At 59.8% G+C, this 23,943-nt stretch carries 24 protein-coding genes; 12 read left to right on the top strand and 12 right to left on the bottom strand.

The window, feature by feature from the left end; all coding sequences use genetic code 11:
* Positions 1 to 120: 120 nt before the first annotated feature.
* Genes lptF through rsmA form a run of 6 tightly spaced genes read left to right on the top strand, consistent with a single transcriptional unit; the run spans position 121 to position 7,582 of the window.
* Positions 121 to 1,260, top strand: a complete 1,140-nt coding sequence (gene lptF / locus P775_RS26795; RefSeq protein ID WP_099913856.1) for an LPS export ABC transporter permease LptF — start codon at positions 121 to 123, stop codon at positions 1,258 to 1,260.
* Positions 1,257 to 2,351 carry an LPS export ABC transporter permease LptG gene (lptG, locus tag P775_RS26800; RefSeq protein ID WP_099913857.1) on the top strand — a complete coding sequence of 365 codons (1,095 nt, stop codon included), beginning with the start codon at positions 1,257 to 1,259 and terminating at the stop codon, positions 2,349 to 2,351. The genes lptF and lptG overlap by 4 nt, the downstream gene beginning before the upstream one ends.
* On the top strand, positions 2,351 to 4,534 hold the full coding sequence (locus tag P775_RS26805) for an LPS-assembly protein LptD (RefSeq protein ID WP_099913858.1): 2,184 nt from the start codon (positions 2,351 to 2,353) through the stop codon (positions 4,532 to 4,534). Before lptG ends, P775_RS26805 begins: the two co-directional genes overlap by 1 nt.
* Positions 4,525 to 5,766 carry a peptidylprolyl isomerase gene (locus tag P775_RS26810; protein ID WP_099913859.1) on the top strand — a complete coding sequence of 414 codons (1,242 nt, stop codon included), beginning with the start codon at positions 4,525 to 4,527 and terminating at the stop codon, positions 5,764 to 5,766. The genes P775_RS26805 and P775_RS26810 overlap by 10 nt, the downstream gene beginning before the upstream one ends.
* The gene (pdxA, locus tag P775_RS26815) at positions 5,766 to 6,737 is read left to right on the top strand and encodes a 4-hydroxythreonine-4-phosphate dehydrogenase PdxA (RefSeq protein WP_099913922.1); all 972 of its coding nucleotides are present in this window, start codon (positions 5,766 to 5,768) and stop codon (positions 6,735 to 6,737) included. The genes P775_RS26810 and pdxA overlap by 1 nt, the downstream gene beginning before the upstream one ends.
* Positions 6,734 to 7,582 carry a 16S rRNA (adenine(1518)-N(6)/adenine(1519)-N(6))-dimethyltransferase RsmA gene (gene rsmA, locus P775_RS26820; protein ID WP_099913860.1) on the top strand — a complete coding sequence of 283 codons (849 nt, stop codon included), beginning with the start codon at positions 6,734 to 6,736 and terminating at the stop codon, positions 7,580 to 7,582. The genes pdxA and rsmA overlap by 4 nt, the downstream gene beginning before the upstream one ends.
* Before the next feature lie 199 nt (positions 7,583 to 7,781).
* Here rsmA and P775_RS26825 read toward each other — a convergent pair whose 3' ends face one another.
* From P775_RS26825 to P775_RS26855, 7 genes are all read right to left on the bottom strand, one after another.
* Positions 7,782 to 8,642 carry a DUF4167 domain-containing protein gene (locus P775_RS26825; protein WP_099913861.1) on the bottom strand — a complete coding sequence of 287 codons (861 nt, stop codon included), beginning with the start codon at positions 8,640 to 8,642 and terminating at the stop codon, positions 7,782 to 7,784.
* Positions 8,643 to 8,854: 212 nt separating this feature from the next.
* Positions 8,855 to 9,700 (bottom strand): peptide chain release factor N(5)-glutamine methyltransferase, encoded by an 846-nt coding sequence (prmC, locus tag P775_RS26830; RefSeq protein ID WP_099913862.1) that lies wholly within the window; start codon positions 9,698 to 9,700, stop codon positions 8,855 to 8,857.
* Complete coding sequence (gene prfA / locus P775_RS26835; RefSeq protein WP_099913863.1) at positions 9,697 to 10,746, bottom strand: peptide chain release factor 1; 1,050 nt, start codon at positions 10,744 to 10,746, stop codon at positions 9,697 to 9,699. The genes prmC and prfA overlap by 4 nt, the downstream gene beginning before the upstream one ends.
* Positions 10,747 to 10,864: 118 nt before the next feature.
* Positions 10,865 to 11,275: a DUF1499 domain-containing protein gene (locus P775_RS26840; protein WP_099913864.1), complete on the bottom strand. Its 411-nt coding sequence runs from the start codon at positions 11,273 to 11,275 to the stop codon at positions 10,865 to 10,867.
* An 88-nt stretch (positions 11,276 to 11,363) separates the two neighbouring features.
* Complete coding sequence (speB, locus tag P775_RS26845; RefSeq protein ID WP_099913865.1) at positions 11,364 to 12,326, bottom strand: agmatinase; 963 nt, start codon at positions 12,324 to 12,326, stop codon at positions 11,364 to 11,366.
* A gap of 75 nt (positions 12,327 to 12,401) precedes the next feature.
* Entirely contained in the window at positions 12,402 to 13,562 is a 1,161-nt protein-coding gene (locus tag P775_RS26850; RefSeq protein ID WP_099913866.1) for a M20 aminoacylase family protein, read from the bottom strand.
* A gap of 55 nt (positions 13,563 to 13,617) precedes the next feature.
* Positions 13,618 to 14,805 (bottom strand): M20 aminoacylase family protein, encoded by a 1,188-nt coding sequence (locus tag P775_RS26855; protein ID WP_099913867.1) that lies wholly within the window; start codon positions 14,803 to 14,805, stop codon positions 13,618 to 13,620.
* A 62-nt stretch (positions 14,806 to 14,867) separates the two neighbouring features.
* Here P775_RS26855 and mazG point away from each other — a divergent pair, with 62 nt between their 5' ends.
* Positions 14,868 to 15,674 carry a nucleoside triphosphate pyrophosphohydrolase gene (gene mazG, locus P775_RS26860; RefSeq protein WP_099913868.1) on the top strand — a complete coding sequence of 269 codons (807 nt, stop codon included), beginning with the start codon at positions 14,868 to 14,870 and terminating at the stop codon, positions 15,672 to 15,674.
* Between the two features lie 131 nt (positions 15,675 to 15,805).
* Complete coding sequence (locus P775_RS26865) at positions 15,806 to 16,807, top strand: Fe(3+) ABC transporter substrate-binding protein (protein WP_099913869.1); 1,002 nt, start codon at positions 15,806 to 15,808, stop codon at positions 16,805 to 16,807.
* Between the two features lie 182 nt (positions 16,808 to 16,989).
* On the opposite strand, the gene P775_RS26870 is transcribed toward P775_RS26865, so the two are convergent.
* The 3 genes from P775_RS26870 to fabD form a co-directional block, all read right to left on the bottom strand.
* Positions 16,990 to 17,223: an acyl carrier protein gene (locus P775_RS26870; protein ID WP_089269757.1), complete on the bottom strand. Its 234-nt coding sequence runs from the start codon at positions 17,221 to 17,223 to the stop codon at positions 16,990 to 16,992.
* A 227-nt stretch (positions 17,224 to 17,450) separates the two neighbouring features.
* Positions 17,451 to 18,188 (bottom strand): 3-oxoacyl-ACP reductase FabG, encoded by a 738-nt coding sequence (gene fabG / locus P775_RS26875; protein WP_099913870.1) that lies wholly within the window; start codon positions 18,186 to 18,188, stop codon positions 17,451 to 17,453.
* 101 nt (positions 18,189 to 18,289) lie between these two features.
* Entirely contained in the window at positions 18,290 to 19,228 is a 939-nt protein-coding gene (fabD, locus tag P775_RS26880; RefSeq protein ID WP_099913871.1) for an ACP S-malonyltransferase, read from the bottom strand.
* Between the two features lie 175 nt (positions 19,229 to 19,403).
* Between fabD and P775_RS26885 the strand changes: the two genes are divergently transcribed.
* Positions 19,404 to 20,609 carry a cytochrome b/b6 domain-containing protein gene (locus P775_RS26885; protein ID WP_099913872.1) on the top strand — a complete coding sequence of 402 codons (1,206 nt, stop codon included), beginning with the start codon at positions 19,404 to 19,406 and terminating at the stop codon, positions 20,607 to 20,609.
* A 106-nt stretch (positions 20,610 to 20,715) separates the two neighbouring features.
* On the opposite strand, the gene P775_RS27795 is transcribed toward P775_RS26885, so the two are convergent.
* Together P775_RS27795 and P775_RS26895 are read right to left on the bottom strand one after the other, a co-directional pair.
* Entirely contained in the window at positions 20,716 to 21,294 is a 579-nt protein-coding gene (locus tag P775_RS27795; RefSeq protein WP_143521011.1) for a VPLPA-CTERM sorting domain-containing protein, read from the bottom strand.
* Positions 21,295 to 21,710: 416 nt separating this feature from the next.
* Positions 21,711 to 22,283, bottom strand: coding sequence for a YceI family protein (locus P775_RS26895; RefSeq protein ID WP_099913874.1), 573 nt, complete (start codon positions 22,281 to 22,283; stop codon positions 21,711 to 21,713).
* Between the two features lie 269 nt (positions 22,284 to 22,552).
* Between P775_RS26895 and rpsF the strand changes: the two genes are divergently transcribed.
* The 3 genes from rpsF to rplI are packed head-to-tail and all read left to right on the top strand — an operon-like array spanning position 22,553 to position 23,839.
* Positions 22,553 to 22,948, top strand: coding sequence for a 30S ribosomal protein S6 (gene rpsF, locus P775_RS26900; protein WP_099913923.1), 396 nt, complete (start codon positions 22,553 to 22,555; stop codon positions 22,946 to 22,948).
* Positions 22,949 to 22,969: 21 nt separating this feature from the next.
* On the top strand, positions 22,970 to 23,197 hold the full coding sequence (gene rpsR, locus P775_RS26905) for a 30S ribosomal protein S18 (protein ID WP_073249614.1): 228 nt from the start codon (positions 22,970 to 22,972) through the stop codon (positions 23,195 to 23,197).
* A 12-nt stretch (positions 23,198 to 23,209) separates the two neighbouring features.
* Positions 23,210 to 23,839, top strand: a complete 630-nt coding sequence (rplI, locus tag P775_RS26910; RefSeq protein WP_099913875.1) for a 50S ribosomal protein L9 — start codon at positions 23,210 to 23,212, stop codon at positions 23,837 to 23,839.
* Positions 23,840 to 23,943: the final 104 nt, after the last annotated feature.

Genomic DNA, 23,943 nt, shown 5'->3' on the forward strand with positions numbered 1-23,943 from the left:
CTTCTCCTGATTTGCCCCAAGAGGTAAAGCGCCGAGGCCCCATTGACCAGAGCGACATTTTCCAGCAGATCAGGCCAGTGTACGGTCACATCCGACGTAACAGGTACTTGGGGGATCGCCTTGGCCAGATTCGACAGATACGTGCTGTCGCAACTCATGGTGCTGTTCGGCTTTTTCGCTCTGGTGCTGGTGTCAGTCTACTGGGTGAACCGGGCAGTGATCCTGTTTGACCGCCTGATCGCGGAAGGGCATTCTGCCGGTATCTTCCTAGAATTCACCGCACTCAGCCTGCCGAACGTGATCCGGATGGTGCTGCCGATGGCGTCTTTTGCCGCCACTGTCTATGTGACCAACCGCATGATTTCTGAATCCGAACTGACGGTCGTTCAGTCTACAGGGTTTTCGCCCTGGCGGCTGGCACGTCCGGTGCTTATGTTCGGGCTGATCGTTGCAGTGATGATGTCCATCCTGACGCATTTTCTGGTGCCCAAAAGCCTCGAACAGCTTCGCCTGCGCGAGACGGAAATTTCCGGCTCGGTCAGCGCACGCCTTCTGCGAGAGGGCACGTTTCTGCATCCTACAAGCGGCGTAACCTTCTACATTCGTGAAATCACCAATGAGGGAGAACTGCGCAATGTCTTTCTGTCGGACCGCCGACTGCCGAACCGTGTGGTGACCTACACTGCCGAAAACGCCTATCTTCTGCGCGACGCAGCCGGGCCCAAGTTGGTGATGCAAAGCGGGCTGGCGCAGACCCTAAACGTGCCCAAAGAGACGCTGTCGACCACCAATTTCACCGATCTCACCTACGATATCAGCGGGCTGGTCACAGCCGACAGCCAACCCCGCCGCAAGATCCAGTTCGTCCCCACGCTAGAGCTGCTGAGGGATACCGCCGCTGTGGCCGAGGCCGCAAATGAAACCATCGGTGAGACGCTGGAAGAGGCGAACAACCGCTTTCAGCAGCCGCTGCTGGCGGTGGTTGCCGCGATGATCGGCTATTCTGCCCTGATGATCGGCGGTTTCAGCCGCTTTGGCGTTGGTCGACAGATCGTCTTTGCGATATTCCTGCTGGTGGTGGTGAAGCTTGTCGAAAGTGCGGTGACCGACCCTGTGCGAGAGAATGCCGCGCTCTGGCCCTTGATCTACCTGCCCACCTTGATCGGTCTTGCGATCTGCGTGCTGCTACTGCAGCGCGCTGCGGGCCCGTTCAAACCTGGCAAGTCTGCGCGCAGCATGTCGGCAGAGGGCAGCGCATGATTCTGCATTTCTATTTTGCCCGCCGTTTTCTGAGCGTGTTCCTTGGCATGCTCGCGATCTTTTTCCTGTTTGTGGCCCTGCTGGATCTGGTGGATCAGCTGCGCCGGTTCGATTCCTCGGTCAGCTTTGGTCAGGTGTTGCAACTGACCCTGCTGAACACGCCACAATCGTTGTATCAGATGCTGCCGCTGGTGATGATCCTGGCGTCGATCGCGCTCTTCCTGTCGCTGTCGCGATCATCCGAACTGGTTGTCACGCGCGCCTCCGGGCGTTCGGGTATGGCGGCGCTGGTTGCCCCCTCCATCATGGCGGGTTTGATCGGCGCACTGGCCCTGGGTTTGGGTAATCCCATCGTTGCCGCCACGTCAAAACGCTACAGCGAACTGGCGGAACAGTACGACAATGGCGGGTTGAACGTGCTGTCCATCGGCTCCGAAGGCTTGTGGCTGCGTCAGGGGGGCGATATGGGACAGACCGTGATCCGCGCGGCCCGCACCAATGCCCAAGCCACAAAGCTTTTTGACGTGAGCTTTGTCACCTATGCCCCCGATGGCGGCCCGCTGCGCCGGATCGAAGCGGCAGAAGCCTCCCTCGAACCCGGGACCTGGGTGCTGCGTGATACAAAGTCTTGGCCGCTGAACAGCGCGCTGAACCCTGAATCCGCGTCCAGCCGCGCGGACAGACTTCTGTTGCCGTCGACACTGACGCAGGACAACATCCGCGACCGGTTCGGCACGCCCTCTTCGGTGTCGATCTGGAACCTGTCGAGCTTTATCAGTGACCTCGAACAGGCAGGTTTTTCTGCCAGACGCTATCAGGTCTGGCTGCAGATGGAACTGGCCCGCCCCCTGTTTCTTGTCGCGCTCTTGCTGGTAGGCGCCGGTTTCACCATGCGTCACAGCCGTCTGGGACGCACCGGCATTTCCGTTCTTGCGGCGATCCTGCTGGGGTTCGGGCTGTATTACATCCGCAACTTCGCCCAGATCATGGGTGAAAATGGCCAGATATCTGTCTATCTGGCAGCCTGGGCGCCCCCGGTCGCGGCGCTGCTCTTGGCACTGGGCCTGATCCTGCATATGGAGGACGGCTGATGCGCCTGTTCCGCACCCTTCCCCCGCTGTTCGGTCTGTTACTGGCCGCATCCCTGCCCGCAGGGCCTGTTGTCGCGCAGACGGCGCCCAGCACACAGACCCTCGCGCAGGATGGCGCCCTGCTGATCGCCGATCAGGTGGTGGTCGAGAATCAAAGCCGTCTGATCGCCACCGGCAATGTCGAGGCGCTGCAGGACGGCACCCGCCTGACGGCAAGCCGCATCATCTATGACAGGGACAATGATTCCCTGACGCTCGAAGGGCCGATCCGGATCACGGACCCGCAAGGCAATGTGCTGGTGGCTGATGCCGGACAGCTCGACACCGGGATGAAAAACGGGCTGTTGCGCGGTGCGCGCATGGTACTGGACCAGCAGCTTCAGCTGGCCTCGGTCGAGGCGCGCCGGGTGGACGGACGTTACACGCAGCTCTCGCGTGTCGCCGTGACGTCCTGCCAGGTTTGCGGCGACCAGAGCGCACCGCTCTGGCAGATTCGCGCCAGCCGTGTGGTGCACGACCAGCAAGAACGGCAGATGTACTTTGAAAATGCGCAGCTGCGCATTCTGGACGTTCCGGTCTTCTACGTGCCCTACATGCGGCTGCCGGATCCGACACTGGCGCGCGCCCGCGGTTTCCTGATACCGTCAATCCGCTCGACCACCCTGCTGGGATTCGGGATAAAGACGCCCTATTTCATCCCCATCGGCGATGACAAGGACCTCACCCTAACCCCCTATCTGTCGCCCGTCACCCGTACGCTTGAGGCGCGTTACCGACAGGCCTTTCGCTATGGAGAGATCACGCTGAACGGTGCTTTCTCAGCCGATACACTAACTTCGGACGACACCCGCGGCTATTTTTTCGCAACAGGGTCCTTTGATCTGAAACGCGACTTCAAGCTCAGCTTCAGCATTCAGACCACAACGGACGACGCGTATCTGAACGATTACGACTATTCCGGCGCCGACCGGCTGGAAAGCAACATCACCATTTCGCGTTTTCGCCGAAACGAGATGCTGTCGGCGTCGCTGACACATTACCAATCCCTGCGCGATGATGACAGCAACGCCACACAGCCCTCTATCGTGGGCCTTGCCGAATACGAAAGGCGCTTCTTTCCCCGTTTTGGCGGCGAATTCCGTCTGGGCGCCGAGCTGCACAACCACTATCGCTATTCCGATCTGGATGTGGACAGCAACGACAGCGATTCCCTTGTGGATGGCCGCGACGTGACACGGTTGAACAGCGAGTTGAGCTGGCGCAACCGTTGGACGCTGGCCGGAGGCGTGCGCGCCGGTGTGCTGGGTGAGCTCTGGATTGATCGCTTCTGGATCAATCAGGATTCGACCATGCCCTCCAACGTCAGTCAGATCACACCTGCCGTCGCCGTTGATCTGCGCTGGCCCTGGGCGCGGGCCGGTGCAAACGGTGCGCGCTGGCTCATCGAACCGGTCGCGCAGGCCGGCTGGATCGGCGGCGAACGGGTAAAGGTCACCAATGATGAAAGCACCCGCCCGGACTTCGACGAAGGCAACCTATTGTCCCTGTCGCGCTTTCCCGCGCCCGACCGGCGCGAGCGCGGCTATACCAGTGCACTCGGCTTGCGGCTTCTGCGCGACGACCCTGCGAGCCTCACTGCTGGCCTGACCCTTGGCCGCGTGTGGCGCGAAGAAGACGACAGCGCCTTCACCCGCTCTTCGGGGCTGTCCAGTGCCACCTCCGACTGGCTGCTGGCTGGACATATCGATACATCCGACGGTTTGGTTCTCTCCGTCCGCAGCCTCTTTGACGTGCAACAACAGCGCGTTTCAAAGGCCGAAGCCCGTGCTGTATGGAGCAAAAGCCGAATGAATCTGGGCGCATCCTACCTGTTGCTGGCCACCGATCCGGATGAATCCCGCGATGGGACCCTGTCGGAATGGAGCTTTGATGGCAGATACCGTTTTCTGGACAACTGGGCCACTGCGTCCGAAATGCGTTACGATCTGGCCGACGGGCGTTTTGCACGGGCCGGGCTCGACCTCGAATATCAGAACGAATGCGCGGTTGTGACCTTTTCGGTCTCGCGCCGCTATGCCTCTTCCGATAGTCTTGAACCATCCACAAGTTTTGGCCTGACCGTTGAGCTGAAAGGCTTCAGCACCGCGAGCAGCGCCGGGGAGTACCGCCAATCATGCCGCTAAAATTCACCAGCCTTATCCGCGCACTGGCCGTCACAGCACCACTGTTGCTAGGATCCGTCAGTCTCGTTTCGACCGCACAGGCGCAGGGGCTTTTTTCCCCGGCGATCATCGTCAATGAAAAGGTCATCACCGGATACGAACTGCAGCAGCGCGCGCGCATGCTTCAAGTGCTGAACGCGCCGGGTGATCCAGCAAAACTGGCCCGCGAACAGCTGATCGAAGACCGGCTGCGCCTGCAGGCCAGTCAGGATGCGGGGATCCGCCCCACCGAAGAAGAGGTGCTGGCCGGCATGGACGAATTTGCCGGACGTGCCAATGTCAGCCGTGACGAATTTGTGCGCTCGCTGGAATCCGCAGGTGTTTCGGAACAGACCTTCCGCGATTTTGTGCTGGCCGGTTTGTCCTGGCGTCAGTTGGTGCAGGCCCGTTTTGCCAGCCAGAGCACGGTCAGTGACGCAGAGGTGGACCGCGCGCTGTCCTCAGGTGGGACAGGCGCCAGCAATGTGCGTGTCCAGCTGTCTGAAATCATCATGCCCGCCCCCCCACAAGAGGCAGAAGCTGTTCGCGCACGGGCCGAGCGCATCTCGCAACTGACCTCGGAAAGCGCATTTTCAGCCGAGGCGCGCCAATATTCGGCGACTGCCAGCCGGGATGCCGGGGGACGTCTTCCCTGGCAGAACATCACCGATCTGCCGCCCGTTCTGCGTCCTCTGGTTATGGCGCTGGCCCCCGGTCAGGTGACAGCGCCGATCCCGATCCCCAATGCCGTCGCCCTGTTCCAGCTGCGCGCAATCGAAGAAACGGGTTACAGCACTCCCGAAGTGGCCGCCGTGGAATATGCCACTTACTACATGTCTGGCGGTCGCAGCCCCGAAACGCTGGCGCGTGCACGGGTTCTGGCCTCAAAGCTCGACCGATGCGATGACCTTTTTGCCGTGGCAAAGGGTCAGCCGGAAAGCGTACTTGACCGCACCAGCCTGCCCCCTGCGCAGATTCCGACCGATATCGCGATGGAACTGTCCAAACTTGACCCCGGCGAAGTTTCGACCGCTTTGACCCGCACAGACGGCCAAACATTGATGTTTCTGATGCTCTGCGGGCGTACAAACGCAATATCTGAAGATGCCTCGCGCGAGGATCTGGTGCTTGGCCTGCGCAATCAGCGACTGAGCGGCCTGGCGGACGGATACCTGGCACAGCTGCGCGCCGACGCCCGCATCATCGAACAATGATGCCCGCACCCATCGCGCTGACCTGCGGCGAACCTGCGGGAATCGGCCCGGAACTGGCCGTTGCGGTATGGGATGCTCTGCGCACAGAACTGCCGTTTTTCTGGATCGGTGACCCGGCCCATCTGCCCGACGGCGCGCGATACCGGCTGATCGACCACCCTGATGCTGCGGCAGATCAGGCAGGGGGCGCCCTGCCGGTCCTGCGTCACGTCTTTGCCGGTGTCCGAACCCCCGGAGCTGCCCAGCCCGCACAGGCGCAGGGTGTGATTGATGTCATCGCCCGCGCGGTCGATCTGGCACGATCGGGCACCGCATCTGCGATCTGCACATTGCCGATCCACAAACAGGCGCTGCAGGAAGGCGCCGGTTTCGCCTATCCCGGCCATACCGAATACCTCGCCCATCTGGCGGGCGCGGATGAGGTGGTGATGATGCTTGCCTCATCACAACTGCGCGTTGTTCCCGCCACAATCCATATCCCGCTGAGCGATGTCCCGCAGGCCCTGACGGGCGAATTGCTGAGCAAACGCATTCGAATAACCCATGCCGCGCTCAAGGCGCAATTCGGCATTGCAGCGCCGCGTATCGCTGTGGCCGGCCTTAACCCCCATGCCGGCGAAGGGGGCCGCATGGGACACGAGGAAATCGATCTGATCATCCCCGTGCTTGACGCCCTGCGTGCCGAAGGTCTGGACCTGCGCGGCCCGATGTCTGCTGATACCATGTTTCACGCCGCCGCGCGCAAAGGCTATGATGCCGCGATCTGCATGTACCACGATCAGGCGCTGATCCCGATCAAGACGCTGGACTTTGACCAGGGCGTGAACGTCACCCTCGGTCTGCCCTTCATTCGCACCTCACCTGATCACGGCACAGCCTTTGACATCGCGGGCAAAGGCCTCGCCAACCCGTCCTCGACCATTGCCGCCATGCGCATGGCATGGACCATGGCGCAAGGAATATCTCCATGAGCGGCATTGACGACCTTCCCCCGCTGAGCCGCGTGATCGCGAGCCACGGCCTGACTGCGCGCAAATCCTTGGGCCAGAATTTTCTGCTCGACCTGAACCTGACGGCCAAGATCGCGCGTCAGGCGGGCAACCTCACGAACATGGATGTGCTGGAAATCGGACCCGGTCCTGGTGGTCTGACCCGTGGTCTGCTGGCCGAAGGCGCGCGGCGTGTGCTGGCTATCGAAAAGGATTCGCGCTGCCTGCCTGCCCTTGCCGAAATCAGCGCGGCCTATCCCGGGCGCCTGACGGTGATCGAAGGTGATGCGCTCAAGATTGATCCACTGGAACATCTGACCCCGCCGATCGCCATCGCAGCCAACCTGCCCTACAATGTCGGGACGGAATTGTTGGTGCGCTGGCTGACCCCCAAGGACTGGCCGCCGTTCTGGCAAAGCCTGACGCTCATGTTTCAGCGCGAAGTTGCCGAACGCATCGTTGCAGCCCCCGGATCAAAGGCCTATGGCCGCCTAGCCCTGCTCGCCCAGTGGCGCGCCGATGCGCGCATCATGTTGTCCCTTCCGCCCGAGGCGTTCACACCGGCACCCAAGGTGTCCTCGGCCGTGGTGCATCTGACCGCGCTGCCCGAACCGCGCTTTCCCGCAGATCCAAAGGTTCTCGAAGGCATCGTGGCAGCCGCCTTCAATCAGCGCCGTAAGATGCTGCGCGGCTCCCTGAAAGGCCAGCATCCGGATATTGAAGAGATTCTGAAAAGCGCCGGAATCGCCCCGACTGAACGGGCTGAACAAGTGTCGCTTGAGGCATTCTGCGCGCTGGCGCGTGGCTTGTCTGCCGCACGCGCATAATTTATTCGGCTCAGTAATGGCATGCGATCAAGGCGCTTCCAGCGCCGAATTACTCATGCCAGACGCTGCCGACCAGAGCTTGCCCCATGGTCTGTGCTGATTTTTCAGAAAATCACCGCCCCTCGAATCACTGCAGCGCCATCCCGAAGGACGGCGCTGCAAGGGTAGATCATCAAAGATCATGCCACCGACGAAGGTGTTATTCTGCCGCGTCTGCGGAACCTTCTCCCGGGCCAGCATCCCCAGAGGGTGCGTCACCCGAAGCGGCGTTTTCCGCCACGGGCTTCGGCTTTGGCTCTGGCTTTTTGCGCGGCTTGCGTTTGGGTTTAGGCTTGGGGGCCTCTTCGGCCACGGGCTGCTCTGCGGGAACGTGATCGGGCGTTGTCAGAGCGGCCGGAGTAGGAATCGGAGCAGGTGCGTTCCGCGCGGCATTCTCGGGCGTTTCGACCAGACCGCTGTCCTCGTCAGCCCCTTCGGACAGATCAACAACATCCTGCGCAACATAACGGGGCTGTTCATTCCGCGCACGCCGCGGCGGACGCGGATTGCTCTCTCCCGCTTGCGGGCCGCTGTTGTGATCGTTGCCGCCAGAGTTCTGAGCGTCGTTGCTGTTCTGGCCATTACCGTTGTGCTGACCGTTGTTCTGGTCGCCACCATTTTGGCCGCCGTTGTTGCCGTTATTCTGGCCACCACCGTTATTCGAATTGTTCTGGTTATTATTCTGATTGTTGTTTTCGGAACGATCCCGCTGTGCCTGACGGTCGCGGTTTTCCTGCTCCTGCTGTTCGCGGCGCTGGTCCATTTCGCGCTGCGCTTCGCTGAGCATGCGCAGATAATGTTCAGCGTGCTGCTGAAAGTTCTCAGCCGCAACGCGATCGTTGCTCAGCTGCGCATCACGCGCAAGCTGATTGTATTTATCGATAATCTGCTGCGGCGTGCCGCGCACCTTTCCGTCAGGGCCAGAGCTGTCAAAGACGCGATTGACAACGTTGCCGACAGAGGATGTCGACGACCGATTGCGGTTGTTCTTGGACCGCGAGCGTGATTTTGATGATCTCATATTCGAGCTTCAGCCCTATCTGTGACTGTCCTGTGATCGTCTTGGCGCTATATATCTGCACCGTGCCTACCAGATCACTTCAATGTGTGGCTTAGCGTCGAGCGGGACCGCCCAAGGGCATCCTCCGTCTCGACCTCTTTGAATAAACACGTCCGGGCACGTCACACAAGCAAAAAACACAAAAATTCGGCAGTTTTGTAACAGAGATATGCCTAAACTCGCGGCTTCCCGCCCAAAACCACACGATCCCGGCCATCCATATCACGTAAAACAGCGACCGGAGCCAATCCAGCCGCTAGCATCATCGCTCTGACCTTAGCACCCTGCGTCGGCCCTATTTCGACCATCAGACGCCCACCCGGCTTCATGTGCTCAGGGGCGTCCGCCATGATCGCACGATAGGCGGCAAGCCCGTCACCTTCGTCAGTCAGCGCCATGCGTGGTTCGTGGTCCCGCACCTCTGGCGACAGATCCGCCATCTCATCCGCAGCGATATAGGGTGGATTGGACACGATCAGATCAAAGCGCTCTTCGCTCCCCTGAAGGGCGGCAAACCAGCTTCCCTGTGCAAACGCGACGCGGTGCGCAAGGTTGAGCGCCCTGCCATTTGCAACAGCGACGCTCAGCGCTGCCTCTGACAGATCGACGCCCATGCCCGTGGCACCGTCACGTTCTGCGACCAGCGTCAAAAGGATACAGCCAGAGCCAGTTCCCAGATCCAGAACCCTTTGAAATGGCTGTGCCAGCGCAGCTTCGATCAGAGTTTCAGTCTCAGGTCGCGGGTCGAGCACATCACCACTGACACAAAAGGTGCGGCCATAGAACATCCGCTGTCCCGTCAGATGCGACACGGGCACCCGTGCCGCGCGCCGCGCTATCAGATTCTGGAAAACAGCCGTCTGTTCCGGCGTGACCGGGTCCGGCAGGACCAGCGTCAGTCGCCCGCTTTCGACCGTCAGGGCGTGGGCCAGCAAACGGCGCGCGTCCTTGGCACCATCGGGCACCTCCGCCGCGTTCAGCGCACGTATGCCCAGAACCAACAGCTCTGATCCGGTCACGCCCCCATCTCGGCCAGTAGCGTGGCCTGGGCATCGGCCGTCAAGGCATTGATGATCTCGTCCAGATCGCCCTGCATCACCTGATCAAGCTTGTAGAGTGTCAGGTTGATGCGGTGATCAGACAGCCGCCCCTGGGGAAAGTTGTAGGTGCGGATGCGTTCGGACCGGTCACCGGTCCCGACCTGCGCGCGGCGGTTCGCGGACCTCTCGCTGTCGATCTTCTGACGTTCCAGATCAAACAGCTTGGTGCGCAGCACCTGCATGGCGATCTCTCGGTTGCGGTGCTGGGATTTCTCGGAACTGGTCACGACCATGCCGCTGGGCATATGGGTGATCCGCACCGCCGAATCGGTTGTATTGACGTGCTGCCCCCCTGCACCAGAGCTGCGCATCGTGTCGATACGAATGTCATTGGCATCGATCTTCACATCGACCTCTTCCGCCTCGGGCAGCACCGCCACCGTCGCCGCCGAAGTGTGGATGCGCCCGCCGCTCTCGGTTGTCGGCACGCGTTGTACACGGTGCACACCGGATTCGTATTTCAGCCGGGCAAATACGTTCTGACCGGTGATATGGGCGACGACCTCCTTGATCCCGCCCAGTTCGGTCGCCTGTTCCTCGATGATCTCGACCCGCCAACCCTGCGCTTCGGCATAGCGCTGATACATGCGCAGCAGATCGCCTGCGAACAAGGCGGCCTCCTCGCCCCCTGTGCCGGGCCGGATTTCCAGCATGGCAGGGCGCGCATCGGCGGCATCTTTCGGCAGTAGAGCCAGTTGCAGGGCTTCTTCGGCGGCAGCGACCGTGCCGCGCAGGGAATAGAGTTCTTCCTCGGCCAGAGCTTTCATCTCGGGTTCGCGCAACATCACCTCGGCCTCGGCAATACCGGACTGCAGGGCCTCCCAGGCGTCGATCTGCGTCATCACCGGTTTCAGCTCGGCATATTCGCGGCCCAAAGCGGCAAGATCGCCGCCCCCGGCAGACAACTTGGCTTCGAGAAACTCGAAGCGCTGGCGGATCTGTATCAGTCTGTCATTGGGAACCATAGGATGCTCTGTCCCTTATTGGGCGCGGTCGGTCAAGACCCCGAGCAGTCTGGACAAGACGATGGGCGCCGGACAACATATGCCCGGCACTCATCTTATCGTCAGTGGGGCGATATGCTCAGCTTCCCTGCTGGGCCTTTAGCTGCGCAAGCCAGCCTTCGACCCGTGCCTTGTTCACACCCATGTCGGACTGGCCAAAGCGCAGCCGGGCATACAGCTCCACATGGTCACCATCCAGCTCGACCGTAGTGTAATCAGGAAAGGCCATCCATTTCGACCGGGTGATATAGGTGATCCGGCTGTCTGCCGCGCTCCCTGCCAGCAACTCTGTGCGGGGGGTGGCGAGGATGATGCGGTCAAGCGCCTCGAATGCCTCGCGCCCGCCGTCCAGCCGCCGCCGCACGCCGCCGGCAAGGTCCTGATCAGCCGTCACCATGGGATCGACGTTCCAAACCTCCGGGTTCGAGGGTGCCAGACGAATCCAGGCGATACCGCCCACCACAATCAGGACAATGCTCCAGAATATCATACGCACGATGCCTTTTTCCCCTTAAAATCGCGTCTGACTGACGCGCAAAAACCAAGTTGGGACGCCGTCCCACCCTGTGCCCCGTATTTCATCTCCGTCGGGTCCAGGCCCAAAGGCACAGGATCTCCATCGCAACATGCGCCCCCGCCACGGCGGTGGCACCGGTTGTATCGTATGGTGGCGAAACCTCAACCACATCGCCGCCAAGAATGTTCAGGCCGGCGATTTCCCGCAGGATCACCGCCGCCTGCGCCGAACTCAGCCCGCCCCATACAGGAGTCCCCGTGCCCGGTGCAAAGGCCGGGTCCAGCCCGTCAATGTCGAACGTAAGATAGCAGGGCGTGTCGCCGATGATCCTGCGCACCTTTTGGGCGACGGCTGAGGCGCCAATGCGGTGCACTTCGGGGGCGTCGATGATGTTCACCCCCATTGTATCGGGATTTTCCGTGCGAATGCCCACGGCCACGGATTTTTCAGGGATGATCAGTCCTTCTTTCACGGCCTTGTAGACGAATGTGCCATGATCGATACGCTCTGCATCGTCATCCACCCAGGAATCGGAATGAGCGTCGAACTGCAGCAGGGCGACGGGGCCATATTTTTCGGCATAGGCGCGCAGGATAGGCAGGGTGATGAAATGATCGCCGCCGAGGGTGATACTCGCCGCGCCCGCATCCAGGATGGTGCGAAAATGATCGGTCACCGTGGCGGGAAAGGCGCTGATCTTGGCATAGTCAAACGCCATATCGCCGTAATCAACGACGATGAAATCAACCAGCGGATCAAAGCCCCAGCCATATGGCGGATCATAGGGCTGCAATGTACTTGCCTCGCGGATGGCACGCGGGCCAAAGCGGCAGCCGGGGCGGTTTGTCACCGACTGGTCAAACGGGATTCCGGTCACGGCCACATCGACGCCTTTCAGATCCTTGGTATAGCGGCGGCGCAGAAAGGACGGTGCCCCGCCAAAGGCATTCTCGTAACTCAGCCCACGCGAGGTATCGCGCGTAAAAGCCTGATCCACCTGATGTTTTGCGTCTTCCAATGCCATGTAAAAAAGCCCTTTCCGGCGCCTGATTAAGCGATGGCAGGCGCCGGATACGGCCTCTGCCACCCCCACGTTTGTTTACAGCGGCAGGGCCTTTTCAACCAGCCGAACAAAGAAAGAGGCGCCCACAGGGGCGATCTCGTCCTGAAAATCATAGGAAGGGTGATGACACGACGGTGTGTCCCCCTGACCCAGAAACAGATAGGCCCCCGGGCGCGCCCGCAGCATGTAACCGAAATCCTCGGCAGCCATCTTGGGTGCACAGTCTGCATCCACCCGATCCGCGCCGACAACCTCCCGCGCCACCTCGGCCGCAAAGGCGGCTTCGGCCGCGTTGTTCACTGTTGCCGGATAACCCTTTTCATACTGCAGTGTCGCACTCATCCCAAGCGAGGCCGCCTGATGATGAACGATTTCTTCCATACGTTCGATCACCATCGCCTGCACTGCCGGATCAAAGCTGCGCACCGTGCCCACGATCTGCGCGGTGTCGGGAATGATATTGGTTGCAGTCCCGGCATGGATCTGCGTCACGGTCAGCACCAGCTTGTCCATCGCATTGGTATTGCGGCTGACGATGGTCTGCAGGGCCTGAACGATCGAAACTGTCGCCATGATCGGATCCCGCGCGCGATACGGCATCGCGGCATGCCCGCCAAACCCCTGCACATCAATGCGAAAGACATCTGTCCCCGCCATCAGCGGCCCCGGCGCGGTCAGGATATGGCCTAAAGGCGTGCCGGGCGAGTTGTGAATGCCAAAAACCCGTGAGATGTCGAAACGCTCCATGATCCCCTCTTGGACCATGATGCGCCCGCCGCCACCCCCCTCTTCGGCCGGCTGAAAGATCAGCGCGACCCGCCCGGCAAAGTTACGGGTCTCGGCCAGATATCGCGCCGCACCAAGCAGCATTGTGGTGTGACCGTCATGGCCGCAGGCGTGCATCTTTCCGGGAACGGTCGACGCATGGGCGACACCGCTCGTCTCCTCCATCGGCAAGGCGTCCATATCGGCGCGCAGTCCGATGGTTGGCCCGGGACGGTTGCCCTCGATCAGTGCGACCAGACCGCTGGTGGCGATACCTTCATGGATGTCAGTGACGCCGAATTCCCGCAGTCTCTCTACAACGAAACGCGCAGTCTCATGACATTCCAGCCCCAGTTCGGGATGCTGGTGCAGATGCCGCCGCCAGCCGGTCATCTCTTCACCATAAGCGGCAATGCGGTTGATGACGGGCATCGGGCTTCTCCAAGAACTGGCAGGCGTCAGGGTTTCTTTAGGACGCAGAGCCCACTCAACCACCATCACGGGATGGGTGCAAGCCGTGCCCCAGGGGCTGGCGGGTCTCGATAAGCCGTGCAAAGAACGATGCGCCAAAGGGTGCGGCCTCGTCATTGAAATCGAATTTCGGATGATGCACCGACGGGCCGATGCCCTGCCCCAGAAACAGAAAGGCACCGGGGCGGGCGTTCAGCATGTAGGAGAAATCCTCGGCCCCCATTTCGGGTGAAAGATCGTCCACGACCGAGCCTCCGACGCCCCGCGCGACATCAACGGCAAAGCCCGTCTGATCCACATGGTTCACCGTCGGCGGATAGCTACGTTCGTACGACACGCGGGCCGTGACACCATAAGCAAGCGCCTGACCTTCAACGATGGTGCGCAGGCGCGCCTCGGCCAGATTGCGCAGATCGGGGTCAAAGGTGCGCACGGTGCCCGCCAGCCGCACCTCTTCAGGGATGACGTTCATGGCGGATCCGCCATGCACCTGGGTCAGCGACACCACGATTCCCTGCAGCGGATTGGCATTGCGCGACACGATCGTGTGCAGCGCCTGCCCGATGGCCAGCGCACAGGGCATCGGATCCAGACAATTGTGCGGTTGCGCAGCATGTCCGCCCTTGCCGGTGATAAAAATCTCAAAATCATCGACCGCCGCCATGATCGGCCCCGGCGTGGTGCGAAATTCCCCAAGCGCACCAGCGGGATCGGTGTGCAGGGCATAGACTTCGGATATCCCGAACCGGTCCATCAGCCCCTCTTCGACCATGATCCTCCCACCGCCGGTGGTTTCTTCGGCCGGCTGAAAGATCAGCGCAACAGCGCCGCTGAAATTCCGCGTCTCGGCCAGATAGCGCGCCGCGCCCAGCAGCATGGTCGTGTGCCCGTCATGGCCGCAGGCATGCATCCGTCCCGGCACTTCGGACGCCCAGTCGGCGCCAGTCTCCTCATCCATCGGCAAAGCGTCCATATCGGCACGCAGACCGGTCACCGGACCCGCCCCCTGCCCGCGAATGATCGCAACGACGCCGGTTTCCGCGAGCCCCTCGTGCACCTCATCGACACCGAACTCGCGCAGCCGCGCCGCGACAAAGGCCGCCGTCTGATGGCAGTCGAGGCCCAGTTCGGGGTTACGGTGCAGATGGTGGCGCCAGCCGACCATATCCTGGGCATAGTCGGCGATACGGTTCACAACTGGCATGGCTGGACACTCCTTGTTTCCTGTCGCATGGCTGCTCCTGACCCAAATCGAAAGGCCCCGCAATGTCTGAAGATCTTATCTTTGATCCCAAAGGCGGCATGCCGCGCCTTCTGGAAATCATGGCCCGCCTGCGCGACCCGGAAACCGGATGTCCCTGGGACATCGAACAGGATTTTGCCTCGATCGCGCCTTATACCATCGAAGAAGCCTATGAGGTGGCCGATGCGATCGAGCGCAAAGCCTGGGATGAGCTGAAAAGCGAGCTGGGCGATCTTCTGCTGCAATCGGTCTATCACACCCAGATGGCAACCGAGGCCGGAATGTTCACTTTTGACGATGTGGCCAATGGGATTTCCGACAAGATGGTCGCGCGTCATCCCCATGTCTTCGGCGATGAGACCCGCGACAAATCCGCCGAGCAGCAGACACGGGACTGGGAAAAGATCAAAGCCGCAGAACGCGCCGAAAAACAGGAAACCGGCGTGCTCGACGGGGTTGCGATGGGGCTGCCCGCGCTCATGCGTGCAGTAAAACTGCAGAAACGCGCGGCGCGGGTCGGCTTTGACTGGCCCACCACTGACGAGGTGATCGACAAGATTGTCGAAGAGGCACAGGAGCTGCGAGAAGCGGCCGATGCCGAGCACGCCAAAGAGGAATTTGGCGATCTGCTGTTCGTTATGGCCAATCTGGCCCGTCATATGGACATCGACCCCGAAGAAGCCTTGCGTGCCGCAAATGCAAAGTTCATGCGGCGGTTCCGTTTCATAGAGGCGGCACTGGCGATACAGGGACGCAGCCCGCAGGACAGCGACTTGGCAGAGATGGACGCTCTGTGGGACACGGCCAAAGCCGCAGAGCGCGCAGGCTGAGCCCGAGTTTTCTCTGAAAAGGCTCTGGGTTCAGACGCCAGACTTATTCCTGACTGTTTCATTCGGACATTGACCCAACCAAAACCCTCAGGTTTAACACCTCCATCACCGCAACTCCGATGGAGAGAGATATGACCTTACGCATCACCACAGCCCTTGCGGCATTGATCGCAGCCACACCGGCGCTGGCCGAAGTGAACATTTATTCCCAACGCCAACCTGACCTGATTGCGCCCATCGCTGATGCCTTCACGGCCGAGACCGGCATCGAAACCAATATCGTCTTTCTGGACCAGGGTCTGACCGAGCGCCTGAGCGCCGAAGGCAGCCGCAGCCCAGCCGATATCATCATGACCGTGGACATCGCCCGTCTGTCTCAGGCCGTTGATGCCGGTGTCACCCAAGCGGTCGACAGCGCCGTGTTGCACGACAACATTCCCGCGCAGTTCCGCGATCCCGCCAACCAGTGGTTCGGCGTCACCACCCGCGCCCGTATCGTCTATGCCAGCAAGGACCGCGTGGCCGATGGTGAGGTCACGACCTACGAGGACCTTGTTGATCCGAAATGGAAGGGCCGCATCTGCACACGCTCGGGCACCCATCCCTATAACCTTGCGCTGCTCTCTGCCGTCATAAAACATGATGGGTATGACGCCGCCAAAAAATGGGCGCTTGGGCTCAAGGCCAATCTGGCGCGCAAACCGCAAGGCAACGACCGCGCGCAGGTCAAGGCGATCTGGGCCGGGGAATGCGACATTTCCCTCGGAAATACCTATTACATGGGTGAGATGCTGGAAGATCCCGAACAGGCGGAATGGGCAAATTCCGTGCGCATCATCTTTCCGACCTTCAGCGACGGCGGCACTCACATGAATGTCTCTGGTGTGGCCATGACGGCCGCCGCGCCGCACCGCGAGGATGCGCTGAAATTCATGGAATTTCTCGCCTCCCCCGAAGCGCAGGAGATCTATGCTGAGGCCAATCACGAATTCCCGGTCAAGCCGGGCGTACCACGCTCTGATCTTGTCGCCTCTTGGGGGGATTTCACGCCCGATCCCGTCGATCTGATCGAACTTGCCGCGCTGCGCGGTGACGCGCTGCGCCTGATGGAAGAGATCGACTTCGACGGCTGACCAAGCACCACAGTCAGGCAGACAATGCCCCGGAACACCCCGAATGCGGATGTTCCGGGGCATTTGTTTTCTGAACCTCTGCAAACATGCGCTGCTGGAACGCGGTCATGATCTGCTCATGCGAAAACGGCGCGTCCCTTTCGGGCGCGCCGTTTTCAAATCTCTTTTGGCCCGAATCCGTATCAGGATGCTTCGCTGATAAATTTCACCGCATCGCCGAAGGTCTGGATGTTTTCGGCAGCATCGTCAGGAATCTCGATCCCGAATTCCTCTTCGAAAGCCATCACAAGCTCGACCGTGTCAAGGCTGTCTGCGCCCAGATCGTCGATGAACGAGGCGTTGTCCGTCACCTTGGACTCTTCCACACTCAAATGCTCAACCACAATCTTTTTCACGCGTGCTGCGACGTCGCTCATTCTGTCATCCTCATTCAACTGTCGGGTGCATTGCACCCGGATTTGCCCTCGCCCCCAGCGGGGTGGCTTCTGTCTTGCCCTTTCGGGCGGTTCGTTTGCCCGCCAGGCGGGACCGGAGCCAGACCGCATTTTAACGGCCCGAACCGGAACTGACGCGCCTATAGCACATGGAAAGAGGTTGGCAAACGCTTTCCCAACTCCTTCACTGGATGCCATGCGGCACAAAGTCAGAGCATGGCCATCCCGCCGTTCACATGCAAGGTGGTCCCTGTCACATATGCAGCCTCGGGACTGGAAAGATACAGTACTGCCGCTGCGATCTCCTGCGCCTCGCCCATACGGCCCAAAGGCACCTGTGACAGGATCGCGGCTTTCTGGTCATCGCTCAGTTTTTCGGTCATGGCGGTGGTGATAAAACCGGGGGCAACGGCATTGACCGTTATGCCGCGGCTTGCGACCTCATAGGCCAGAGATTTCGACATGCCCACCATGCCCGCTTTCGCGGCAGCATAGTTGCCCTGACCCGGATTGCCGGTGGAGCCCACAACCGAAGAAATGTTCACGATGCGGCCCCAGCGGGCCTTCATCATGCCACGCAGCACCCCCTTGCAGAGCTTGAAGGTCGCGGTCAGGTTCACGTCAATCACAGATTGCCATTCGTCGTCAGACATACGCATGAACAGATTGTCACGGGTAATGCCCGCATTGTTCACAAGAATATCGACCGCCCCCATCGCTTTGATCGCATCCTTGGGCAGCGCGTCAACAGATGCCGAATCGCCAAGGTTGCAGGGGAGGACGAAGGCACGCTCGCCAAGCTCTGCCGCAAGCGCCTCCAGCGGTTCGGTCCGTGTGCCGCTCAGGCCCACACTGGCGCCAGCGGCGTGCAATGTGCGGGCGATTTCGCCGCCAATCCCACCAGAGGCGCCGGTGATCAGCGCTGACTTTCCTGTCAGGTCAAACATTTGACTTCCTTTTTCTCAACTTCTGCTGCGTGCGCCCCAGAGTTTTTCTGAAAAACTCTAGGCAAAACTTTTCTGAAAAGTTTTGCATCAGCGCCCAACGTTCAAACCTGTTGCTCCACTGCGGCGCGTACGTCTGCGGACGCCAAGATGGACCGTGTCGCCACATCCTTTGCGATGCGACGCACCATACCAGAAAGCGCCTTACCCGCGCCAATCTCCCAGATCTCGTCCACACCTTCGTTGGCCATCCACATCACGGATTCGCGCCAGCGCACCGATCCAGTCACCTGCGTGATCAGCAAGGACCGTATAGCATCCGGCTCACTCACGGCGCTTGCGGTCACATTGGCAACCAGCGGCACCACAGGAGGGTGGATCGTCACGGCCTCAAGCGCTTCGGCCATGACCCGCGCGGCAGGCTCCATCAACAGGCAGTGAAACGGTGCACTGACTGGCAGGATCACGGCCCGCTTAGCACCCTTGGCCTTGGCCAGCTCAACAGCCCGTTCGACGGCTGCGCGATGGCCGGAGACCACGACCTGCGCGGGATCATTATCATTTGCAGCGGCGCAAATTTCGTCCTCCGCCGCCTCGTCCGCGATCTGGGATACAGTTGCAAAGTCCAGTCCGAGCAGTGCGGCCATTGCGCCGACACCGACCGGCACGGCCTCTTGCATTGCGCGTCCACGCGCGCGCAGCAGGCGTGCACTGTCCGAAACACTCAGCGCCCCTGCCGCCGTAAGGGCAGAATATTCACCAAGGCTGTGCCCGGCCACAAAGACGGCTGATGTCACCTCAACACCCTCTGATTCGAGTGCGCGCATCACCGCAAGCGATGTCGCCATCAAGGCCGGTTGGGCATTCTGAGTCAGCTGCAGCACCTCAGCCTCGCCCTCCCAGATCAATGTGCTCAGCTTTTCGCCGAGCGCTTCGTCCACCTCTTCGAACACCGCTCGCGCGGCTGGATAGGCGTCTGCCAGATCCCGGCCCATGCCGATGATCTGGGCACCCTGCCCGGGAAATACGAATGCGCGGGTCATCTGGGACCTCCCTGCCTCTATTCATGTGCGGCACAGACCTATCCGGCCTTTGCGCGGCGTGCAACGTGCCTTGGTCCGACATAGGCCGCGCAGGGGGACTGTGCGGCTGTGCGGATTGCTGCAATCCGCGTATGTTCTAAGAAGGTGGCCAACTCAGATCCGGAGATTTTCACACATGCCTTTGACCAATACCGCAACCCGTTTCGGAGGGGTGACCAAGACCCTGCACTGGCTGACTGCCCTTGGCATTCTGCTGGCCATTCCGCTGGGCATCATTGCCAATGATGCCCCCTATGCAACCAGTGATCAGCTGGCACAAAAGGCCTGGCTGTTCTCAACGCACAAGACTTTGGGTGTCACGATCTTTTTCATCGCTCTGATACGCATACTCTGGGCTCTCAGTCAGCCAAAGCCTGCCCCTCTGCATCCCGAAAGACGCCTGGAGAGCTGGCTGGCCGAGACGGTGCACTGGCTGCTTTACGGCTCGCTGGTTCTGGTACCATTGACGGGCTGGATGCATCATGCGGCAACTGCGGGATTTGCGCCAATCTGGTGGCCCTTTGGTCAATCCCTGCCCTTTATCCCGAAATCCGAAAGCCTAGCGGATGTCACCGCTGCACTGCACATTGTGTTTGAGCGCGTGTTGCTGATCTCGGTGATCCTGCACATTGTCGGCGCGCTGAAGCATCATTTCATGGACCGCGATTTAACCCTCCGCAGGATGTTGCCCGGAACGGCCCAGGCCGGAAACCCGCGCCATGGTCACGCAGTTCTTTTGCCAATCGCAAGCGCTCTCACCATCTGGGCCGTTGCGCTTGGGGTCGGCGCGGGTCTTGGGGCATTCGAACATGAGGGCAGCACAGCTCAGATCGCGGCGCTCGACCAGGTGGAAAGCGACTGGAAGGTCGAGGACGGCAGTCTGACGATTGCCGTGATGCAGCTGGGATCCGAGGTTACCGGCAGTTTTTCCGACTGGACGGCGGACATCACCTTCGACGAACGTGACACCCCCGGCAAGGCAGGTGAGGTCACAGTTACCGTGGCCATCGGGTCCCTGAAATTGGGATCGGTCACCTCACAAGCGCTTGGCGCGGATTTCTTTGCGGCCGAGCAATTCCCGACCGCTATCTTTGACGCAGATATAATGAAGGTCGCTGATGGCTATGAGGCGCACGGTAAACTGACCCTGCGCGGCACAGCGGTTCCGGTAACACTGCCCTTCACCCTGACGCTGGAAGGAGATACAGCCCACATGCAAGGCCGCACCAAGCTGGACCGGCGCAAATACGCGATAGGTGATACCATGAGCGACGACGGTCAACTTGGCTTCAATGCGGATGTCCTTGTAGAGCTGACCGCAACCCGAGGGACGCAGTCCTGAGAGGTAGAGCCCGATCACCCGGACTAGGAACTAAAAAAGGCTGGTCAGTTATCTGACCAGCCTTTCGACTATCTTAGAGCGCTAAGTTCAAAAACTGTCAGCGCTTTTACGCTTCAGCAGCTTCACGCTTTTTGCGACGAAGTGCGGCAAGACCACCCAGGCCGAGCAATGTCAGAGCGCCCGCAGCGGGCAAAGGCACAGTTGCAGGAGGGGGGGTCACAACGGTAGCGTATATGAAGTTGCCGATGAAGTTCTTCGTGTTGGCTACTCCAGTAACGAACAATTGGACGAAGGTTCCGTCCGCGACAGACGCCAAGAACGACGCTGACCCAGAACCGTTCGCTGCTGAAATCGTCAGAGGAATCTTCGTACCATTATCGATGCTATACGCCAGAGCGATGGAGTTTTGGATGACGCCACCTGTGACATTGTAAGGGTTTATCGTAAAAGAGACCAAAAGGTCAAAAGCGCCACCTGATGTGAATGACCCAATGTATCCCTGACCACCATTTGCAGCTGAAAGATTGTCACCTTGAGGCGCAGCCACAAAACCGACAAGTCCGCTGTTTGGATTAAGGGTTGCCCCCCCGTCGAATAATGCGCCGCCGACTGTTGCTGCCATGGCGCTTATCGGGGCCAATGAAACGATCGCCGCCAAAGCGATACCACGTATACTCGATCTCATTTTGTCTTCCTCAAAAAAGAAACTCTAGACATAAGTCACAACCTCTAGACTGCTTGGCACCCTCGATTCTCGGATGCATCGCAACAAGGCATGCCATCATTTAGACGCATTTTTGCCTAAATGCAAAACCACAAATTGTCAAAATGCAAAAACAGGATCTTAACTTGATCGGCTTCAACCAGGACGTGTCCAAGTCTTGTCTGACTTGCCTCTCACAAAGCACAAATGTCAAATTCTGGTTGAAAATAGATTAATTTCTCATCTCCCCGCGAACAGTGGTGAAAGCCCCCACCTCTGAAGAGTCGGTTGGCAAGACGCCCATACCGCTGAACAACCACAAACATTAAGGCAGAAGACCCGACGGGAGAGCCGTCGGGTCTTCTTTGGAATTGGAATCAAATGATGAAGCTCTGGGTCTACTCAGCCTTCATCGCTTCGATCGAGATGTGCACCTGCACCTCGTCGCTGACGTAAGGTGCAAAGGCACCAACGTTATAGTCGCTGCGCAGCAGGGTTGTTGTGGCTTCAAAACCGGCCCAAGGCTTGTTTTCCATGGGGTGCTGACCAACTTGGTTCAGCGTGGCGTCCAGAACAACTGACTTGGTCACGCCGTTCAGTGTAAGATCACCGGTGATGTTTGCAGTGTCCTCGCCCGTCACTTCGATTCCGGTCGAAGTGAAGGTGACAGTCTTATCCTCGGACGCGCCGAAGAAGTCGTCAGACATGAAATGCTCGGAGCGCGGCTCCCAGCCGGTGATCATCGACGTGACGGGCATAGACACTGTGACGGAGGAGTTTGCAGGATCTTCCTGATCGAACATGATCTCACCCTCAAAGCCCGAGAACATGCCGGTCCCTGTGGAAAAGCCAAGGTGGTTGTAGCTAAAGACGATCTGGCTGTGACCGCTGTCGAGGGTGTATTTTTCAGGTGCGGCAAAGGCGACCATGGGCAGTGTCGCAAGAGCAGTGGCAAGCATAAGATGTTTCATTACGTGTTTCTCCGTGTTGGGTGCTATCGCTGCCTAGATGTTGCAGCTGGCGTTGTCTTGCAACCTCATGAAAACCCACAGACCCTGTGGAGCAATGAACACTCGGCCGCATAAAGCTGCACATGCGCCCCCGCCCTTGTGCGCCAAGGGAAACCGTGTATATGGAGCCTTCCTTTCGCACGTTTATGAACCGCGCAGACTCTCGTGGGCAGGCGCGAAGGGGTAAAAGCCTGCTCTTTGAAATGCGCCACAATGGAATCGGAGACCACATGCCGCTGTATGAGCATGTTTTTATCTCGCGCCAGGACCTGTCGAACACACAGGCCGAGGGCCTTGTCGAACACTTCACATCGGTACTTACTGACAACGGCGGCACGCTGATTGAAAGTGAATACTGGGGCGTGAAGACCATGGCCTACAAGATCAACAAAAACCGCAAGGGTCATTACGCCTATCTGCGCACCGACTCGCCTGCAGCCGCCGTGCAGGAAATGGAACGCCTGATGCGCCTTCATGACGACGTGATGCGCGTTCTGACGATCAAGGTCGATGCGCACGAAGAAGGCCCCTCGGTCCAGATGCAGAAACGTGACGAGCGTTCGGATCGCGGCGACCGTGGTGATCGTGGCGACCGTGGCGGTGAACGCCGCGAACGTCGCGCGTAACGTCAGAAAAGGAGTTATACCATGGCTGCAAAACCGTTTTTCCGCCGCCGCAAGGTCTGCCCCTTCTCGGGCGACAATGCACCTGCAATCGACTACAAGGACACGAAGCTGCTGCAACGCTACATTTCCGAGCGTGGTAAGATCGTGCCGTCCCGCATCACCGCCGTTTCGGCTAAGAAGCAGCGTGAGCTGGCCCGTGCAATCAAGCGCGCCCGCTTCCTCGCCCTTCTGCCCTACGCTGTGAAATAAGGAGCGACTGACATGCAAGTTATCCTTCTGGAACGCGTGGCCAAGCTGGGCCAGATGGGCGACGTCGTCGACGTCAAGCCCGGCTTTGCACGCAACTACCTGCTGCTGCAGGGCAAGGCACTGACCGCGTCGGCTGCCAACATCAAGGCATTCGAAGGTCAGAAAGCTCAGCTCGAAGCGCAAAACCTCGAAACCCGCAAAGAAGCACAGGCCCTGGGCGACAAGCTCAACGGTCAGCAATTCGTTGTGATTCGCTCCGCTTCGGATGGCGGCAACCTTTACGGCTCCGTTACCACCCGTGACGCCGCCGAAGCCGCTACGGCGGAGGGTTTTTCGATCGACCGCAAACAGGTCATCATCAAGACACCGATCAAGGAGCTGGGCATTCACGACGTACACGTGAACCTGCACCCCGAGGTCGAAGTGGTGATCGAGCTGAATGTAGCGCGTTCGCCCGAAGAAGCCGAACTTCAGGCATCGGGCAAGTCGATTCAGGAACTCGCCGCCGAAGAAGAAGCTGCTGCTGAATTCGAAATCTCCGAGCTGTTCGACGATATCGGCGCTGCCGGTATGGACGATTACGGTGACGACAGCGACCAGCCGCGCGTCGACGATTCCGAAGGCGACGACGAAGAGAAGTGAGACAGAAGTCTCATCACGCACCTCCGGGTGTGTGTCAGCCGCGCGGGCCCACCCCGCGCGGCTTTTTTACGGACTGCAGAGCGGCCCCTTCTTTTGGGAAAGAG

It is taken from the genome of Puniceibacterium antarcticum (assembly GCF_002760615.1).
Lineage (GTDB): Bacteria > Pseudomonadota > Alphaproteobacteria > Rhodobacterales > Rhodobacteraceae > Puniceibacterium > Puniceibacterium antarcticum.

Excerpts from the sequence above, each read along its gene's own strand:
- P775_RS26870 (WP_089269757.1), bottom strand. The coding sequence starts at position 17,223 with ATGAGCGACGTCGCAGCACGCGTGAAAAAGATTGTGGTTGAGCATTTG.
- P775_RS26840 (WP_099913864.1), bottom strand. The coding sequence starts at position 11,275 with ATGATATTCTGGAGCATTGTCCTGATTGTGGTGGGCGGTATCGCCTGG.
- fabG (WP_099913870.1), bottom strand. The coding sequence starts at position 18,188 with ATGTTTGACCTGACAGGAAAGTCAGCGCTGATCACCGGCGCCTCTGGT.
- rpsF (WP_099913923.1), top strand. The coding sequence starts at position 22,553 with ATGCCGCTGTATGAGCATGTTTTTATCTCGCGCCAGGACCTGTCGAAC.
- P775_RS26865 (WP_099913869.1), top strand. The coding sequence starts at position 15,806 with ATGACCTTACGCATCACCACAGCCCTTGCGGCATTGATCGCAGCCACA.
- P775_RS26825 (WP_099913861.1), bottom strand. The coding sequence starts at position 8,642 with ATGAGATCATCAAAATCACGCTCGCGGTCCAAGAACAACCGCAATCGG.
- rplI (WP_099913875.1), top strand. The coding sequence starts at position 23,210 with ATGCAAGTTATCCTTCTGGAACGCGTGGCCAAGCTGGGCCAGATGGGC.
- lptG (WP_099913857.1), top strand. The coding sequence starts at position 1,257 with ATGATTCTGCATTTCTATTTTGCCCGCCGTTTTCTGAGCGTGTTCCTT.
- speB (WP_099913865.1), bottom strand. The coding sequence starts at position 12,326 with ATGGCATTGGAAGACGCAAAACATCAGGTGGATCAGGCTTTTACGCGC.
- rsmA (WP_099913860.1), top strand. The coding sequence starts at position 6,734 with ATGAGCGGCATTGACGACCTTCCCCCGCTGAGCCGCGTGATCGCGAGC.
- P775_RS26895 (WP_099913874.1), bottom strand. The coding sequence starts at position 22,283 with ATGAAACATCTTATGCTTGCCACTGCTCTTGCGACACTGCCCATGGTC.
- P775_RS26850 (WP_099913866.1), bottom strand. The coding sequence starts at position 13,562 with ATGCCCGTCATCAACCGCATTGCCGCTTATGGTGAAGAGATGACCGGC.
- P775_RS26885 (WP_099913872.1), top strand. The coding sequence starts at position 19,404 with ATGCCTTTGACCAATACCGCAACCCGTTTCGGAGGGGTGACCAAGACC.
- fabD (WP_099913871.1), bottom strand. The coding sequence starts at position 19,228 with ATGACCCGCGCATTCGTATTTCCCGGGCAGGGTGCCCAGATCATCGGC.
- prfA (WP_099913863.1), bottom strand. The coding sequence starts at position 10,746 with ATGGTTCCCAATGACAGACTGATACAGATCCGCCAGCGCTTCGAGTTT.
- P775_RS26805 (WP_099913858.1), top strand. The coding sequence starts at position 2,351 with ATGCGCCTGTTCCGCACCCTTCCCCCGCTGTTCGGTCTGTTACTGGCC.
- mazG (WP_099913868.1), top strand. The coding sequence starts at position 14,868 with ATGTCTGAAGATCTTATCTTTGATCCCAAAGGCGGCATGCCGCGCCTT.
- pdxA (WP_099913922.1), top strand. The coding sequence starts at position 5,766 with ATGCCCGCACCCATCGCGCTGACCTGCGGCGAACCTGCGGGAATCGGC.
- P775_RS27795 (WP_143521011.1), bottom strand. The coding sequence starts at position 21,294 with ATGAGATCGAGTATACGTGGTATCGCTTTGGCGGCGATCGTTTCATTG.
- P775_RS26810 (WP_099913859.1), top strand. The coding sequence starts at position 4,525 with ATGCCGCTAAAATTCACCAGCCTTATCCGCGCACTGGCCGTCACAGCA.
- P775_RS26855 (WP_099913867.1), bottom strand. The coding sequence starts at position 14,805 with ATGCCAGTTGTGAACCGTATCGCCGACTATGCCCAGGATATGGTCGGC.
- rpsR (WP_073249614.1), top strand. The coding sequence starts at position 22,970 with ATGGCTGCAAAACCGTTTTTCCGCCGCCGCAAGGTCTGCCCCTTCTCG.